The organism is Aeromonas sp. s5 (assembly GCF_040907865.1).
Classification (GTDB): Bacteria; Pseudomonadota; Gammaproteobacteria; order Enterobacterales; family Aeromonadaceae; genus Aeromonas; species Aeromonas dhakensis.
Window position 1 is genome coordinate 40,260 of the sequence record NZ_JBFOCO010000032.1, and the last position, 15,532, is coordinate 55,791.

Sequence of the window (15,532 nt, forward strand, 5' to 3'; positions counted from 1 at the left end):
TCTCGATTAGTTTATTTTTCAAACTGCCCTGCGATTTTCCCCCTATCACAAAAGCGAGTGAAAATGATTCTCAAATAGGAACATTGACCCCGCTTGCAAAATACGATTTTCCTCCCGCTGATTAATAATTAATCCCCTGAAATGACATGTAAATCAGTATCAAGGTGGCATAATACGTAACATCCTTGTTAAGTCTCGTGATTAATTTGGTTAGGGAAAACTCCTATGTTTGCTGATATTGCTGTCCAGCATTGGGCTTTTGCTGTCTATGTAGTTGGGGCCATCTGTATCTGCCTGATCATGATCGGCCTGGCAGCCCTGCTGGGAGGCCGCGCCTACGGCCGAGCCAAGAACAAGCCCTTCGAATCAGGCGTGGACTCCGTGGGCAATGCCCGTCTGCGCTTCTCCGCCAAGTTCTATCTGGTTGCCATGTTCTTCGTCATCTTCGACGTGGAGGCGCTCTATCTCTTTGCCTGGTCCGTCTCCGTTCGGGAGAGCGGCTGGGTCGGCTTCATCGAGGCCGCCATCTTCATCTCCTTGCTGCTGGTAGGACTCATCTACCTGTGGCGCATTGGCGCCCTCGACTGGGCACCGAAAAAACACGTCCTGACCGACAAGAAGCCAGACTGAATTACTGATTATCCCTTTGAGGTTGCACCATGAAGTACACCCTGACCCGGATTGACCCGGATGCGCCGGTTGAGCGCTACCCCCAGGAACAGCGCCAGACCGTCGAGGATCCCCTGGCTCAAGAGGCCTCACGCGGCATCATGATCGGGCGCCTCGAAGAGGTGCTGCAGGACACGGTCAACTGGGGCCGCAAGAACTCCCTCTGGCCCTACAACTTCGGCATCTCCTGCTGCTACGTGGAGATGTGTACCGCCTTCACCTCCCCTCACGACGTGGCCCGCTTCGGCGCCGAAGTCATCCGGGCCTCACCGCGCCAGGCCGATTTCATGGTCATCGCCGGCACCCCCTTCATCAAGATGGCCCCGGTCATCCAGCGCCTGTACGAACAGCTGCTCGAACCCAAGTGGGTCATCTCCATGGGGGCCTGCGCCAACTCGGGCGGCATGTATGACATCTACTCGGTCGTTCAGGGCGTCGACAAGTTCCTGCCGGTCGACGTCTACATTCCGGGCTGCCCGCCCCGTCCCGAGGCATTCCTGCAGGCCTTGATGTTGCTACAGGACTCCATCGGCAAGGAGCGCCGTCCGCTCTCCTGGGTGGTGGGCGATCAGGGCATCTATCGCCCCCAGATGCCTGCCGAGAAGGACCGCAAGCGTGGCGAGCGGATCAACGTCACCAACCTGCGCACGCCGGATGAGATCTGACCATGAAACTGACTCGAGAATTTCCCAGCAACTACGCCATGGCCCAGTGGCAACCGAGTGATCACAAAGACGCTCAGGTAGTCGGCGAGCTGTTTGCCCATTTCGGTGCCGAACGCTTCACCATCCAGAATACCCGCACCGGCGTGCCGGTGGTCTGGCTCTCCCGCGAGCTGCTGCTGGACGTGATGGGGTTCCTTAAAAAGCTGCCCTCCCCGTTCGTGATGCTGTTTGACTTGAGCGCCACCGACGAGCGGATGCGCAGCCATCGTCACGATCTGCCCGACAGCGACTTCACCGTCTTCTATCACCTCATCTCCATCGATCGCAACGCCGACCTGATGTTGAAGGTGCCGCTCAAGGAGGGGGATCTGACGCTGCCCACCGTCAGCCGCCACTTCCCCAACGCCAACTGGTATGAACGGGAAGTGTGGGATCTGATGGGCATCAACTTCGACGGTCACCCGCACCTGACCCGCATCATGATGCCCAAGAGCTGGCAGGGTCACCCGCTGCGCAAGGATTATCCGGCGCGCGCCACCGAATTTGATCCCTTCATACTCGATGCCGCCAAGCAGGACATGGAGCAGGGCAACCTGATGTTCAAGCCGGAAGAGTGGGGCATGAGCCGCGGCAACGAGAACGAGGACTACATGTTCTTGAACCTGGGCCCCAACCACCCCTCCGCCCACGGCGCCTTCCGCCTGGTACTGCAGCTCGATGGCGAGGAGATCCGCGACTGCGTGCCCGATATCGGCTATCACCACCGCGGTGCCGAGAAGATGGGCGAGCGCCAGTCCTGGCACAGCTACATCCCCTACACCGACCGGGTCGAGTACCTGGGCGGCGTGATGAACAACCTGCCCTACGTGCTGGCGGTCGAGAAGCTGGCCGGTATCAAGGTGCCACAGCGGGTCGACATGATCCGGGTGATGCTGGCTGAGCTGTTCCGCATCCAGAGTCACCTGCTGTTCATCGGTACCTATATCCAGGACGTGGGCGCCATGACCCCGGTCTTCTTCACCTTCACCGACCGGCAGCGGATTTACACCATCATCGAGGCCATCACCGGCGCCCGTATGCATCCGGCCTGGTTCCGCATCGGCGGCGTGGCCCACGATCTGCCCGTCGGCTGGCAGCGACTGGTGCAGGACAACCTGCTGAGCTGGCTGCCCAAGCGGCTGATGGACTATGAGAAGGCCGCCATGCGCAACAGCATACTGCGTGGCCGCACCATAGGCGTCGCCGCCTACACCACCGAACAGGCGCTGGCCTGGGGCACCACGGGTGGCGGTCTGCGCGCCACCGGCCTCAACTTCGACGTGCGCAAGTGGCGCCCCTACTCCGGCTACGATCAGTTCGAATTCGAGGTACCGGTCGGTGCCAACGGCGATGCCTACGATCGCGCCCTGGTGCGCATCGAGGAGATGCGCCAGAGCATGCGCATCATAGAGCAGTGCATGAAGAACATGCCGGAGGGGCCGTTCAAGGCGGATCACCCGCTCACCACGCCGCCGCCCAAAGAGCGCACCCTGCAGGACATCGAGACCCTGATCACCCACTTCCTGCAAGTGTCGTGGGGCCCGGTCATGCCGGCCGCCGAGTCCTTCCAGATGATCGAGGCGACCAAGGGGATCAACAGTTATTACCTGACCAGCGATGGCTCCACCATGAGCTACCGGACCCGGATCCGCACCCCGAGCTTTGCTCACCTGCAACAGATCCCCTCGGTGATCCGTGGCCAGATGGTGTCGGACCTCATCGTCTATCTGGGCAGTATCGATTTCGTTATGTCGGATGTGGACCGTTGAGTAACGGCTGTTACCAAGCGCCGTTACACGACAACAAGAACAAGCCACAAAAGGTTATGCCATGAGCCAGCAATGTCAGTGCCAACACAATCCGTCCCAGCAGGGACAGAGTTCATGCCAGGGCAAGGGGAACGATTTCGTCCTGAGCCAGGCAGAACGCGATGCCATCGAGCATGAGAAACACCACTACGAAGATCCCCGTGCCGCCAGTATCGAAGCGCTCAAGATAGTGCAGCAGGCCCGCGGCTGGGTTCCTGACGGTGCCATCCACGCCATCGCCGCCGAGCTCGGTATCCCCGCCAGCGACGTGGAGGGGGTCGCCACCTTCTACAGCCAGATCTTCCGCCAGCCGGTCGGTCGCCACATCATCCGCGTCTGCGACAGCATGGTCTGCTACATCAACGGCCACGAGCAACTGCTGGCCGGCCTGAAAGAGGTGATGAACCTGGCCCCCGGCCAGACCTCCGCCGACGGCCGCTTCACCCTGCTGCCAGTCTGCTGCCTCGGCAACTGCGACAAGGGGCCGGCGCTGATGATCGACGATGACACCTACGGTGGGCTCGACGCCGTCAGCCTGCTCAAGACCCTGGAGGCTTACCCATGAGTCTGGCATCCCTTGGTACCGCCAACCGCATCGCCCGCGCCGCCGAGACCCATCCCCTCACCTGGCGGCTGCGCGATGACGGCCAGCCGGTCTGGCTGGATGAATACCAGAGCAAGCAGGGTTACGATGCGGCCCGCAAGGCACTGGGCCAGATGAGCCCGGACGAGATCGTCGGCACCGTCAAGGATGCCGGCCTCAAGGGTCGCGGCGGCGCCGGCTTCTCCACCGGCGTGAAGTGGGGCCTGATGCCCAAAGACGAGAGCATGAACATCCGTTACCTGCTCTGCAACGCCGACGAGATGGAGCCGAACACCTACAAGGATCGGCTGTTGATGGAGCAACTGCCCCACCTGCTGATCGAGGGGATGATCATCTCGGCCAAGGCCCTCAAGGCCTACCGTGGCTACATCTTCCTGCGCGGCGAGTACGTCGATGCCGCCACCAACCTGCGCCGGGCGGTAGAAGAGGCCAAGGCCGCCGGGCTCCTTGGCAAGAACATCCTGGGCTCGGGCATTGACTTCGAGCTGTTCGTCCACACCGGCGCCGGCCGTTACATCTGCGGCGAAGAGACGGCGCTCATCAACTCCCTGGAAGGGCGGCGCGCCAACCCACGCGCCAAGCCCCCCTTCCCCGCCGTTTCCGGCGTCTGGGGCAAGCCCACCTGTGTCAACAACGTCGAGACCCTGTGCAACGTGCCCGCCATCATCGGCAACGGTGTGGCCTGGTATCAGGGGCTGGCGCTGCCGGGGTCGGAAGATCACGGCACCAAGCTGATGGGCTTCTCCGGCAAGGTCAACAACCCCGGCCTGTGGGAGCTGCCGTTTGGCATCACCGCCCGCGAGCTGTTCGAGAACTACGCCGGCGGCATGAAGCCCGGCTATCGCCTGAAAGCCTGGCAACCGGGCGGTGCCGGTACCGGCTTCCTGCTGCCCGAACACCTGGATGCCCAGATGTATGCCGGCGGCATCGGCAAGGTCGGCACCCGGATGGGCACGGGCCTTGCCATGGCGGTGGATGACAGCATCAACATGGTCTCCCTGCTGCGCAACATGGAAGAGTTCTTCGCCCGCGAGTCCTGTGGCTGGTGCACCCCCTGCCGCGACGGCCTGCCCTGGAGCGTCAAGCTGCTGCGCGCGCTGGAGCGGGGCGAGGGTCAGCCAGGGGATCTCGCCACCCTGGAGCAGCTGGTCAGCTTCCTCGGCCCAGGCAAGACCTTCTGTGCCCATGCCCCTGGCGCCATCGAGCCGCTGGGCAGTGCGATGAAGTATTTCCGGTCCGAATTCGAGGCCGGCGTCAAAGCGCCGCAGGATAGTCACAAGCAGCTCAAGGGTATCCAGCCCAACCTGCTGGGCGAGCGCTGGTAAGGCGCCCAGTGCGCCCGCAGAACCGGCGCGAGCCACAGAATTTATCTCATTGAAGTCAGGGAAGTTGTATGGCCACCATTCATGTAGACGGTAAAGAGTTCGAGGTAGACGGGGCAGATAACCTGCTGCAAGCCTGTCTCTCCCTTGGGCTGGACGTCCCCTATTTTTGCTGGCACCCGGCGCTCGGTAGCGTCGGCGCCTGCCGCCAGTGTGCGGTGAAGCAGTATCAGAATGCCGACGACAAGCGCGGCCGCCTGGTCATGTCCTGCATGACCCCCTCCACCGATGGCACCTATATCTCCATCGAGGATGAGGAGGCGAAGGAGTTCCGCAAGACAGTGGTGGAGTGGCAGATGACCAACCACCCCCACGACTGCCCGGTGTGTGAAGAGGGTGGAGCCTGCCACCTGCAGGACATGACGGTGATGACCGGCCACAACAGCCGGCGCTACCGCTTCACCAAACGCACCCACCAGAATCAGGATCTGGGTCCCTTCATCAACCACGAGATGAACCGCTGTATCGCCTGCTATCGCTGCGTCCGTTACTACAAGGATTACGCCGGCGGCGAGGATCTCGGGGTCTATGGCGCCCACGACAACGTCTACTTCGGCCGGGTCGAGGATGGCACCCTGGAGAGCGAGTTCTCCGGCAACCTGGTGGAGGTCTGCCCCACCGGCGTGTTCACCGACAAGACCCACTCCGAGCGCTACAACCGCAAGTGGGACATGCAGTTCGCCCCCAGCATCTGCCAGGGGTGCTCGGTCGGCTGCAACATCAGCCCGGGTGAGCGTTATGGCGAGCTGCGCCGCATCGAGAACCGCTTCCACGGCGCCCTGAACCACTACTTCCTGTGTGACCGCGGCCGCTTCGGCTACGGCCACGTCAATCTGACCGACCGCCCGCGCCAACCCCTGCTGCAGGATGGCAGTGACAGGCTGGCCATCACGGTGGACGGTGCCCTGAACCGGGCCGCCGACGCCCTGCGCACCGCCGCCGGCGTCATCGGCATCGGCTCCCCCCGGGCGTCGCTTGAGAGCAACTTTGCCCTGCGCGAACTGGTGGGCGCCGCCAACTTCTACAGCGGCGTCGAGCAAAGCGAATGGGAATGTCTGCAGAGAATGCTGCAGATCCTGCAGCACGGCGGCGTACGCACCCCCAGCCTGCGCGACATGGAAGAGGCCGACGCCGTGCTGGTGCTCGGCGAGGATGTCACCCAGACCGCCGCCCGCATTGCCCTGGCCCTGCGTCAGGCAGTCAAGGGCAAGGGCCGTGAAATCGCCCGCAAGCTGAAGGTGGATCTGTGGCAGGTCGCCGCGGTGCAGACCCTGGCCCAGAACGAGCGCTACCCGCTGCTCATCACCAGTCTCGACACCACCCGACTGGACGACGTGGCGAGCGGCACCCTGCACGCCCCCCACGCGGATCAGGCGCGCCTCGGCTTCGCCATCGCCCATCTGCTCGATGGCAGCGCCCCTGCCCTGCCCGATCTCGCCCCCGAGCAGCAGGCCCTGGCCGCCAGCTGGGCCGCGCTGCTCGGCAACGCCAAGAAGCCGCTCATCATCGCCGGCACCGGTGCCCGCAGCCAGGCGCTGCTCGAGGCGGCCAGCAACATCGCCCGTGCCCTCAAGGGCCGTGGCCAGGCCGTGGAGCTCGCTCTGGTAGCCCAGGAGACCAACAGCCTGGGGCTGGCCATGCTGGCCGGCAATGCCGCCCCGCTGGAAGCCGCCCTCGAGCGTATCGAAAGAGAAGAGAAGCTCGCGCTGGTGATGCTCGAGAACGATCTCTACCGCCGCGCACCGCGCAGCCGCGTCGATGCCGCCATCGACCGCCTGCAGCACCTGCTGGTGGTCGATCACCAGGACACCGGCACCGCCCAGAAGGCGAACCTGATACTGCCTGCCGCCAGCTTCGCCGAGGCCGACGGTACCCTCATCAACATGGAAGGTCGCGCCCAGCGTTTCTTCCAGGTCTATGCCCCCGCCTTCTACGACGCCGACATCCAGGTGCGCGAGAGCTGGCGCTGGCTGGCCGCCCTGCAAGGGGCGCTGGATCGCAAACCGCTGCGCTGGAACACCTTCGACGAGGTGAGCAGTGCCTGCGCAGCCAGCGCCCCGCTGCTGACCAGCATGCGTGAAGCCGCACCCAACGCGGGTCTGCGCATCCGCGGCATGAAGCTCGCCCGCGAACCGCACCGCTACAGTGGCCGCACCTCCATGCTGGCGGATCAGAACGTGAGCGAGCCCAGAGTCGCCCAGGATCCCGACTCCCCCTTCAACTTCTCCATGGAAGGCTACGCCGGTGCCCGCCAGCCGCTGCAACAGGTGCCGTTCGCCTGGGCGCCGGGCTGGAACTCCCCGTCCGCCTGGAACAAGTTCCAGGACGAGGTGGGTGGCAACCTGCGCGCCGGGGATCCCGGTCGCCGTCTGCTGGAAGCAGGTGAGGAGAGCCTCGGCTGGTTCGACACCGTCCCCGCCCCGTTCAGCGCCAGAGAGGTGCTGCAGGTGGTGAGCTATGACCAGCTGTTTGGCGGCGAAGAGCTCTCGGCCAGAAGCCCGGTCATCCAGGCCCGCATGAGCGAGCCCGTGCTGGTGCTGAACCCGGCCGACGCCAACCGTCTCTCCCTTAATGCCGGCAGCCAGGTCGCCTTCTCCTGGGGTGGCCACCACTGGCGGTTGACCCTGCGTCTGAGCGAGCATCTGAGCGCCGGTCTGGTGGGTCTGCCGCTTGGTGTCAACGGTCTGCCGACCGCCCTGCACCAGCAATATCTCGCCAACCTGCAGGAGGCCATCGCATGAGCGACTCTCTGATCGATCTGTTGCTGGAGATCGGCAAGGCACTGATCGTGCTGGTGGGGATCGTGGGGGCCGGCGCCTTCATGAGCTTCATCGAGCGCCGTTTGCTGGCGCTGTGGCAGGATCGTTACGGCCCCAACCGGGTAGGCCCCTTCGGCCTGCTGCAGCTGGCGGCCGACATGATCAAGATGTTCTTCAAGGAGGACTGGATCCCGCCCTTCGCCGATCGGCGGATCTTCGTGCTGGCCCCCATCATCGCCTTTACCGCCTTCATTCTGGCGTTTGCGGTGGTGCCGATCACCCCCACCTGGGGCGTGGCGGATCTCAACGTGGGGCTGCTCTACATCCTGGCCATCGCGGGGCTGGCGGTCTACGCCGTGCTGTTCGCCGGCTGGTCGAGCAACAACAAGTACTCCTTGCTCGGCAGCCTGCGCGCCTCGGCCCAGACCCTCTCCTACGAGGTGTTCCTCGGCCTCTCCTTGATGGGCATCGTCATCCAGACCGGCAGTTTCAACCTGCGGGATATCGTGGAAGCCCAGGCAGGACTGTGGAACATCATCCCCCAGTTCCTGGGCTTCATCACCTTCCTGTTTGCCGGCGTCGCCGTCACCCACCGCCATCCGTTTGACCAGCCGGAAGCCGAGCAGGAGCTCGCTGACGGTTATCACATCGAGTATGCGGGCATGAAGTGGGGTCTGTTCTTCGTGGGTGAGTACATCGGCATCGTGCTGGTCTCCTCCCTCATCGTGACCCTCTTCTTCGGTGGCTGGCACGGCCCCTGGCTGCCGCCCTTCATCTGGTTTGCCCTGAAGACCGCCTGCTTCATGGTGTTCTTCATCCTGCTGCGGGCCTCCCTGCCCCGCCCGCGCTTTGACCAGGTGATGTCGTTTGGCTGGAAAGTCTGCCTGCCGCTGACCCTGCTCAACATGCTGGTCACCGGCGCCGTGGTGCTGATGAATGCGCAGTGAGGCCGCAATGGACAGAAAAATTGTGATGCCGTTTGGCTGGAACGTCTGCTTGCCCGCCGCCCTGCATCCCGCACGGGATGCAGCCGGTACGGGCTGTGGTGCTGATGAATGTGCAGTGAGGCACAACTATGAAAATTATTAACATTATCAAGGGTGTCGGCACCCAGTTACGCAGCCTCGGCATGGTGTTCTCCCATGCCTGGCGCCCCCGCGAGACCCTCAACTACCCGGAGCAGGCCGTCTATGCGGCGCCCCGCTATCGCGGCCGCATCGTGCTGACCCGCGATCCGGATGGCGACGAGCGCTGCGTGGCCTGCAACCTGTGTGCGGTGGCCTGCCCGGTCGGCTGCATCTCGCTGCAAAAATCCGAGCGGGAAGATGGTCGCTGGTACCCGGAGTTCTTTCGCATCAACTTCTCCCGCTGCATCTTCTGCGGCCTGTGCGAAGAGGCCTGCCCCACCACCGCCATCCAGCTGACGCCGGATTTCGAGATGGGCGAGTACCGCCGCCAGGATCTGGTGTACGAGAAGGAGGATCTGCTGATAAGCGGGCCCGGCAAGTACCCGGACTACAACTTCTATCGCATGAGCGGGATGGCCATCGACGGCAAGCCGAAAGGGGATGCCGAGAACGAAGCCAAGCCCATCGATGTCAAGAGCCTGCTGCCCTGAGGAGTCAATCATGGAACTGGCATTCTATGCCGCGGCCCTGGTCGCCGTTTACAGCACGCTGCGGGTGATCAGCACCAGCAATCCGATGCACGCGCTGCTCAATCTCATCATCTCCCTCATCGCCGTGGCCATGATCTTCTTCTGCCTGGGCGCCGCCTTCGCAGGAGCCCTGCAGGTGATCGTCTACGCGGGCGCCATCATGGTGCTGTTCGTGTTCGTGGTGATGATGCTGAACCTGGGCTCGGCCCAGGATCAGGAGAAGCACTGGCTCACTCCCACCACCTGGGTGGGCCCGGGCCTGCTTTCGCTCATTCTGCTGGGTTTTCTGGCCTACGGCATTCTCGGGGTCACCGGCGGTGAACTCGGTCTGACCGACGTCAGTGCCAAAGCGGTCGGCATCGCCCTGTTCGGCCCTTACGTGCTGGCGGTGGAGCTCGCCTCCATCCTGCTGCTGGCGGGTATGGTGACCGCCTATCACCTTGGCCGTGAAGACAAGAGCGGCGAGGTACTCTCGGTGCCCCGCACCCCGGCCCGTCCATCACAAGAAGGAGGTCAGCAATGAATGGCATCCCCATGGAGCACGGACTGCTGCTCGCCGCCGTGCTGTTCTGCATCGGCCTGTGCGGCCTGCTGATCCGCCGCAACTTGCTGTTTATCCTCATGAGTATCGAGATCATGATGAACGCCTCGGCACTGGCATTCGTGGTGGCTGGCAGCCGCTGGGCCCAGGCCGATGGCCAGATCATGTACATACTGGTGATTTCTCTGGCGGCAGCGGAGGCCAGTATCGGCCTCGCCCTGTTACTGCTGCTCTATCGTCGTTACCACACCCTCAACGTGGACACTGTGAGCGAGATGCGCGGATGAGCCTCCTATACCTGACTTTTCTGTTTCCGCTGCTGGGATGGCTGGTGCTGGCCTTCTCCCTCGGTCGTTTCGGCGAGCGCACCTCGGCGCTCATCGGCGTCGGCAGCATAGGGTTGTCGGCCCTCACTACCCTGTGGGTCGGCATCGATTTTCTCAACACCATGCCGGCGGGCGGCGTCTATACCCAGACCCTGTGGCAGTGGATCTCGGTGGGCAGCTTCAGCCCCAGCTTCCGCCTGGCACTGGACGGCCTGTCGCTGACCATGCTCGGCGTGGTCACCGGGGTGGGCTTCTTCATCCACCTGTTCGCCTCCTGGTACATGCGTGGGGAAGAGGGTTATTCGCGCTTCTTCACCTACACCAACCTCTTCATCGCCAGCATGCTGTTCCTGGTGCTGGCCGATGACCTGCTGTTCGTGTATCTGGGCTGGGAAGGGGTGGGTCTGTGCAGCTACCTGCTGATCGGCTTCTACTACAAGGATCGCAATAACGGTGCCGCCGCCCTCAAGGCGTTCGTGGTGACCCGGGTCGGCGACGTCTTCCTCGCCATCGGCCTGTTCATCCTCTATCGCGAGCTCGGCACACTCAACATCCACGAGCTGCTGGTGCGTGCCCCCACCCTGTTTGCCGAAGGCTCCCCCGCCCTGTCGCTGGCCTGCCTGATGCTGCTCGGCGGCGCCGTCGGCAAATCGGCCCAGCTGCCGCTGCAGACCTGGCTGGCGGATGCCATGGCGGGCCCGACCCCGGTCTCGGCGCTGATCCACGCGGCCACCATGGTGACCGCCGGTGTCTATCTCATCGCCCGTACCCACGGTCTGTTCCTGCTGGCCCCCGAGATCCTGCATCTGGTGGCGCTGGTCGGGGCCATTACCCTGGTGCTGGCGGGCTTTGCGGCCCTGGTGCAAACCGACATCAAGCGGATCCTGGCCTACTCCACCATGAGCCAGATCGGCTACATGTTCCTGGCCCTCGGCGTTGGTGCCTGGGAAGGGGCCATCTTCCACCTGATGACCCACGCCTTCTTCAAGGCGCTGTTGTTCCTCTCCGCCGGTGCCGTGATCGTCGCCACCCACCACGAGCAGAACATCTTCAAGATGGGGGGCTTGCGCAAGAGCCTGCCGCTGGTCTATGCCTGCTTCCTGGTAGGGGGCTCGGCCTTGGCCGCGCTGCCGCTGGTGACCGCCGGTTTCTACAGTAAAGACGCCATCCTGTGGCAGGTGCAGGCCAGCGGCCAGAGCGCCCTGCTGTGGGCTGGCCTTGGCGGTGCCTTCCTCACCTCCCTCTACACCTTCCGCCTCATCTTCATCGCCTTCCACGGCGAGGCGAAGACCGAGGCCCATCCCGGCCACGGCCTGGCCCACCAGCTGCCGCTGCTGGTGCTGATGGTGCTCTCCACCGGCATCGGCGCCCTGATAGTGCCGCCGCTGGCGGGGGTATTGCCGGCGGGTCCGGGGGATCACATCGAAGAGGGGCGCCACGCGCTGGAGATCACCTCCGCCGTCATCGCCATCGCCGGCATTGCTCTGGCCGCCTTCCTGTTCCTGGGCGAGCGCCGTCTGGCCAGCAGCATAGCCAACAGTGCGCCGGGCAAGTTGCTCAGCACTCTCTGGTTCAATGCCTGGGGCTTTGACTGGCTTTACGATCAGCTGTGGGTCAAGCCGTATCTGCTGGCGACCCGGCTGCTCGGCAAGGATCCGCTGGACTGGATGATGAACCTGCCGGCCTGGCTGGCACAGAGTGGCCACCAGCTGTTGGCCTGGACCGTTTCCGGCAAGTTGCGCTGGTATGCAGCCTCCATGGGGATGGGCGCCGCCCTGATCCTGGCCCTGCTGCTGCTCGGCTGATCCCGTGATGCAGCCCCTGAACTCGCAGCAAGCCCACGGGCCTGCACAGTGACTAGAACATAGACGAGAGCTGATATCGTGACCTTACTCTGGATCTTGTTAATACCCTTCATCGGCGGTCTGCTCTGTTGGCAGACCGAGCGATTCGGCGAGTACTTCGTACGCTGGGTCGCCCTGCTGTCGATGAGCGCCTGCCTGCTGCTCTCCTGCGCCATCTGGTGGAGCGGTGACTTCACCCTGGCAGCCCAGGGCGGCGTACCCGTCTGGGCCGCCGAACTGCAACTGCCCTGGATCCCCCGCTTCGGAATCTCACTGCACCTGGCGGTGGATGGCTTGTCGCTGCTGATGGTGATCCTCACCTGCTTCATCGGCGTGCTGGCCATCCTCTGTTCCTGGAAGGAGATAGTGCAGCGCATCGGCTTCTTCCACCTCAACCTGCTGTGGATTTTGGGTGGCGTGCTCGGCGTCTTCATGGCGCTGGACCTGTTCCTCTTCTTCTTCTTCTGGGAGATGATGCTGGTGCCCATGTACTTCCTGATTGCGCTGTGGGGCCACTCGGTCACCGACGGCAAATCCCGGATCAACGCCGCCACCAAGTTCTTCATCTACACCCAGGTCAGCGGCCTCATCATGCTGGTCGCCATCCTGGGCCTGGTGCTGACTCACCACGCCGCCACCGGCGTGTTCACCTTCAACTATCAGGAGTTGCTGAACACCCCCATGAGCGAGGGGGTGCAGTGGCTGCTGATGCTGGGCTTCTTCATCGCCTTCGCGGTCAAGATGCCGCTGGTGCCGCTGCACGGCTGGCTGCCGGATGCCCACAGCCAGGCACCGACCGCGGGTTCCGTGGACTTGGCGGGGATCCTGCTCAAAACCGCCGCCTACGGTCTGCTGCGCTTCGCCCTGCCGCTCTTCCCCGAGGCGTCCGCCGAATTTGCCCCCTACGCCATGGTGCTGGGCCTCATCGGCATCGTCTACGGCGCCATCGTGGCGTTCGCCCAGACCGACATCAAGCGGCTGGTGGCCTACACCAGCATCTCCCACATGGGCTTCGTGATGATCGCCATCTATTCGGGCAGCGAGCTGGCCCTGCAGGGCGCCGTGGTACAGATGATCGCCCACGGTCTCTCCGCCGCCGGCCTCTTCATCCTGTGCGGTCAGCTCTACGAGCGTCTGCACACCCGGGACCTGCGCCTGATGGGCGGGCTGTGGGGCCGGCTGCGCTACCTGCCCGGCGTGATGTTGTTCTTCTCGGTCGCCTCTCTGGGGATGCCGGGCACCGGCAACTTCGTCGGCGAGTTCCTGATCCTCATCGGCAGCTTCCAGGTTGCCCCCGTGCTCACCATCATCGCCACCTTCGGGCTGGTGCTGGCCTCGGTCTACTCCCTCATCATGCTGCAGCGCGCCTGCTTCGGTACCCCCAAGGACGAGAGCGTGCTCAAGGGGCTCGACAGCCGCGAGCTGGTGATGATGATGACCATCGCCGGTCTTTTGGTGCTGCTCGGTGTCTATCCCCAACCTGTGCTCGACACCGCGGGCAACAGCCTGCTGAGCGTACTGCACTGGTACGCCCTGCCCTTCGCAGGAGCATTGCAATGAGAGTGACCGCTGTTAAACCGCTGGCCCTGTTGCCTTCCTTGTCCCTTACAGGAGCACTGCAATGACTTTCACCGCTTCGCAACTGCTGGCCCTGCTGCCCCTGTTGCTGACAACCGGGGCCATGGTGGCCCTGATGCTGGCCATCGCCTGGAAACGGTGCGATGACACCGCCTTCGTGGTCACCATCGCCGGTCTCAACCTCGCGCTCTTCTCCCTGCCCATCGTGATGGCGCAAGGCGATCAGGGGGTCACCCCGCTGCTGCAGATCGATGGCTACGCCGTCTTCTACATGGGGCTGGTGCTCATCGGCGCCCTGGCCACCTGTACCTTCGGCCGCTCCTGGCTCAAGGGCTATCCGGACAACCGGGAAGAGTTCTACCTGCTGCTGCTGATCGCCACCGCCGGTGGCCTGGTGCTGGCGGGCTCCCGTCACCTCGCCTCGCTGTTTATCGGGATCGAGATGCTGACCCTGCCGATGTTCGGTCTGGTGGGCTACGCCTATCGCGAGCGCCACTCGCTGGAGGCCAGCATCAAGTACATGGTGCTCTCCGCCGCCGCCACCGCCTTCCTGCTGTTCGGCATGGCGCTGCTCTATGCCCAGGCAGGGAGCCTCAGCTTCAGCGATCTGGGGCTGACCCTGGCCACCACCCCGGCCCACCACCCGCTGCTGATGGGCGGTCTGGGTCTGATGCTGGTCGGCTTTGCCTTCAAGCTCTCCCTGGCACCGTTCCACCTCTGGACCCCGGACGTGTACGAAGGGGCGCCGGCCCCGGTGGCCACCTTCCTCGCCACCGTCAGCAAGATCGCGGTGTTCTGCGTGCTGCTGCGTTTCTACCTGGCGGTGCCCGCCGCCGCGGATCCCATGATCCACTGGCTGCTGGCCGCCATGGCGGTGGTCTCCATCGTCATCGGCAACCTGCTGGCCCTGCTGCAGACCAACATCAAGCGGATGATGGGTTACTCCTCCATCTCCCACTTCGGCTACCTGCTGGCGGTGATCGTGGCGAGCCGTCTCGGCCAGATGCCGGTGGAAGCGGCCGGCGTCTATCTGCTGATGTATCTGTTCACCAGCTTGGGGGCCTTCGGCGTCATCAGCATGATGTCCAGCCCCTATCGCGGCAAGGATGCGGACTCCCTGCACAGCTACCGCGGCCTGTTCTGGCGTCGCCCCTACCTGACCGCCGTGCTGACCGTGATGATGCTCTCGCTGGCCGGTATCCCCATGACGCTCGGCTTCATCGGCAAGTTCTACCTCATCGGGGTGACCGTCGATGCCAAGCTGTGGTGGCTCTCCGGCGCCATCGTGCTCGGCAGTGCACTGGGTCTCTATTACTACCTGCGGGTCATGGTCACCCTCTACCTGCGCGAGCCCGGCATGCAGCTGCGCGACGCCAAGGGGGACTGGGCCATCACCTCCGGTGGTCTGGTGGTGCTGCTCTCCGCCGCACTGGTGGTGGCACTGGGTCTCTATCCCCAGCCGGTCATCAGCCTGGTGCAGGGCTTCCAGAACGTGGTGCTGCGCTGATTTCACGCCACCCAAAAAAACCGGCCCAAGTGGCCGGTTTTTTTATCTGCCCAGAGCGGGATGTCCGCTCAGCTGTCTCAAATTTATCTGCCTTTATAACGGCTTATAAGCGCTTATCGGACACGACCGGGTATCCACCTCGCCCCCCTTGCT

General features: G+C 63.6%; 13 protein-coding genes. All 13 read left to right on the forward strand.

Annotation, left to right across the window (positions count from 1 at the left end; all coding sequences use genetic code 11):
- Window positions 1–225 precede the first annotated feature (225 nt).
- Entirely contained in the window at window positions 226–630 is a 405-nt protein-coding gene (locus AB5Y94_RS18375; protein ID WP_019839212.1) for an NADH-quinone oxidoreductase subunit A, read from the forward strand.
- A 29-nt stretch (window positions 631–659) separates the two neighbouring features.
- Complete coding sequence (locus tag AB5Y94_RS18380) at window positions 660–1,334, forward strand: NADH-quinone oxidoreductase subunit B family protein (RefSeq protein WP_005299840.1); 675 nt, start codon at window positions 660–662, stop codon at window positions 1,332–1,334.
- Between the two features lie 2 nt (window positions 1,335–1,336).
- Complete coding sequence (gene nuoC, locus AB5Y94_RS18385; RefSeq protein WP_368206277.1) at window positions 1,337–3,142, forward strand: NADH-quinone oxidoreductase subunit C/D; 1,806 nt, start codon at window positions 1,337–1,339, stop codon at window positions 3,140–3,142.
- Window positions 3,143–3,203: 61 nt separating this feature from the next.
- Entirely contained in the window at window positions 3,204–3,746 is a 543-nt protein-coding gene (gene nuoE / locus AB5Y94_RS18390; protein WP_368206278.1) for an NADH-quinone oxidoreductase subunit NuoE, read from the forward strand.
- Window positions 3,743–5,110 (forward strand): NADH-quinone oxidoreductase subunit NuoF, encoded by a 1,368-nt coding sequence (nuoF, locus tag AB5Y94_RS18395; protein ID WP_368206279.1) that lies wholly within the window; start codon window positions 3,743–3,745, stop codon window positions 5,108–5,110. The genes nuoE and nuoF overlap by 4 nt, the downstream gene beginning before the upstream one ends.
- A gap of 68 nt (window positions 5,111–5,178) precedes the next feature.
- The gene (gene nuoG / locus AB5Y94_RS18400; RefSeq protein ID WP_368206280.1) at window positions 5,179–7,908 is read left to right on the forward strand and encodes an NADH-quinone oxidoreductase subunit NuoG; all 2,730 of its coding nucleotides are present in this window, start codon (window positions 5,179–5,181) and stop codon (window positions 7,906–7,908) included.
- Window positions 7,905–8,873, forward strand: a complete 969-nt coding sequence (gene nuoH, locus AB5Y94_RS18405) for an NADH-quinone oxidoreductase subunit NuoH (RefSeq protein WP_024941387.1) — start codon at window positions 7,905–7,907, stop codon at window positions 8,871–8,873. Before nuoG ends, nuoH begins: the two co-directional genes overlap by 4 nt.
- 128 nt (window positions 8,874–9,001) lie before the next feature.
- Window positions 9,002–9,544, forward strand: a complete 543-nt coding sequence (gene nuoI / locus AB5Y94_RS18410; RefSeq protein WP_005299827.1) for an NADH-quinone oxidoreductase subunit NuoI — start codon at window positions 9,002–9,004, stop codon at window positions 9,542–9,544.
- A 10-nt stretch (window positions 9,545–9,554) separates the two neighbouring features.
- Entirely contained in the window at window positions 9,555–10,106 is a 552-nt protein-coding gene (nuoJ, locus tag AB5Y94_RS18415; RefSeq protein ID WP_368206281.1) for an NADH-quinone oxidoreductase subunit J, read from the forward strand.
- Window positions 10,103–10,411 carry an NADH-quinone oxidoreductase subunit NuoK gene (gene nuoK / locus AB5Y94_RS18420; RefSeq protein ID WP_005299823.1) on the forward strand — a complete coding sequence of 103 codons (309 nt, stop codon included), beginning with the start codon at window positions 10,103–10,105 and terminating at the stop codon, window positions 10,409–10,411. Before nuoJ ends, nuoK begins: the two co-directional genes overlap by 4 nt.
- Window positions 10,408–12,255 carry an NADH-quinone oxidoreductase subunit L gene (gene nuoL / locus AB5Y94_RS18425; RefSeq protein ID WP_215269351.1) on the forward strand — a complete coding sequence of 616 codons (1,848 nt, stop codon included), beginning with the start codon at window positions 10,408–10,410 and terminating at the stop codon, window positions 12,253–12,255. The genes nuoK and nuoL overlap by 4 nt, the downstream gene beginning before the upstream one ends.
- A 78-nt stretch (window positions 12,256–12,333) precedes the next feature.
- Window positions 12,334–13,854 (forward strand): NADH-quinone oxidoreductase subunit M, encoded by a 1,521-nt coding sequence (gene nuoM, locus AB5Y94_RS18430; protein WP_017787230.1) that lies wholly within the window; start codon window positions 12,334–12,336, stop codon window positions 13,852–13,854.
- Window positions 13,855–13,915: 61 nt separating this feature from the next.
- Window positions 13,916–15,379, forward strand: a complete 1,464-nt coding sequence (nuoN, locus tag AB5Y94_RS18435; protein WP_010634280.1) for an NADH-quinone oxidoreductase subunit NuoN — start codon at window positions 13,916–13,918, stop codon at window positions 15,377–15,379.
- Window positions 15,380–15,532 lie beyond the last annotated feature (153 nt).

Coding starts and splice junctions, on each gene's coding strand:
- AB5Y94_RS18375 (WP_019839212.1), top strand. CDS start 226: ATGTTTGCTGATATTGCTGTCCAGCATTGGGCTTTTGCTGTCTATGTA.
- AB5Y94_RS18380 (WP_005299840.1), top strand. CDS start 660: ATGAAGTACACCCTGACCCGGATTGACCCGGATGCGCCGGTTGAGCGC.
- nuoC (WP_368206277.1), top strand. CDS start 1,337: ATGAAACTGACTCGAGAATTTCCCAGCAACTACGCCATGGCCCAGTGG.
- nuoE (WP_368206278.1), top strand. CDS start 3,204: ATGAGCCAGCAATGTCAGTGCCAACACAATCCGTCCCAGCAGGGACAG.
- nuoF (WP_368206279.1), top strand. CDS start 3,743: ATGAGTCTGGCATCCCTTGGTACCGCCAACCGCATCGCCCGCGCCGCC.
- nuoG (WP_368206280.1), top strand. CDS start 5,179: ATGGCCACCATTCATGTAGACGGTAAAGAGTTCGAGGTAGACGGGGCA.
- nuoH (WP_024941387.1), top strand. CDS start 7,905: ATGAGCGACTCTCTGATCGATCTGTTGCTGGAGATCGGCAAGGCACTG.
- nuoI (WP_005299827.1), top strand. CDS start 9,002: ATGAAAATTATTAACATTATCAAGGGTGTCGGCACCCAGTTACGCAGC.
- nuoJ (WP_368206281.1), top strand. CDS start 9,555: ATGGAACTGGCATTCTATGCCGCGGCCCTGGTCGCCGTTTACAGCACG.
- nuoK (WP_005299823.1), top strand. CDS start 10,103: ATGAATGGCATCCCCATGGAGCACGGACTGCTGCTCGCCGCCGTGCTG.
- nuoL (WP_215269351.1), top strand. CDS start 10,408: ATGAGCCTCCTATACCTGACTTTTCTGTTTCCGCTGCTGGGATGGCTG.
- nuoN (WP_010634280.1), top strand. CDS start 13,916: ATGACTTTCACCGCTTCGCAACTGCTGGCCCTGCTGCCCCTGTTGCTG.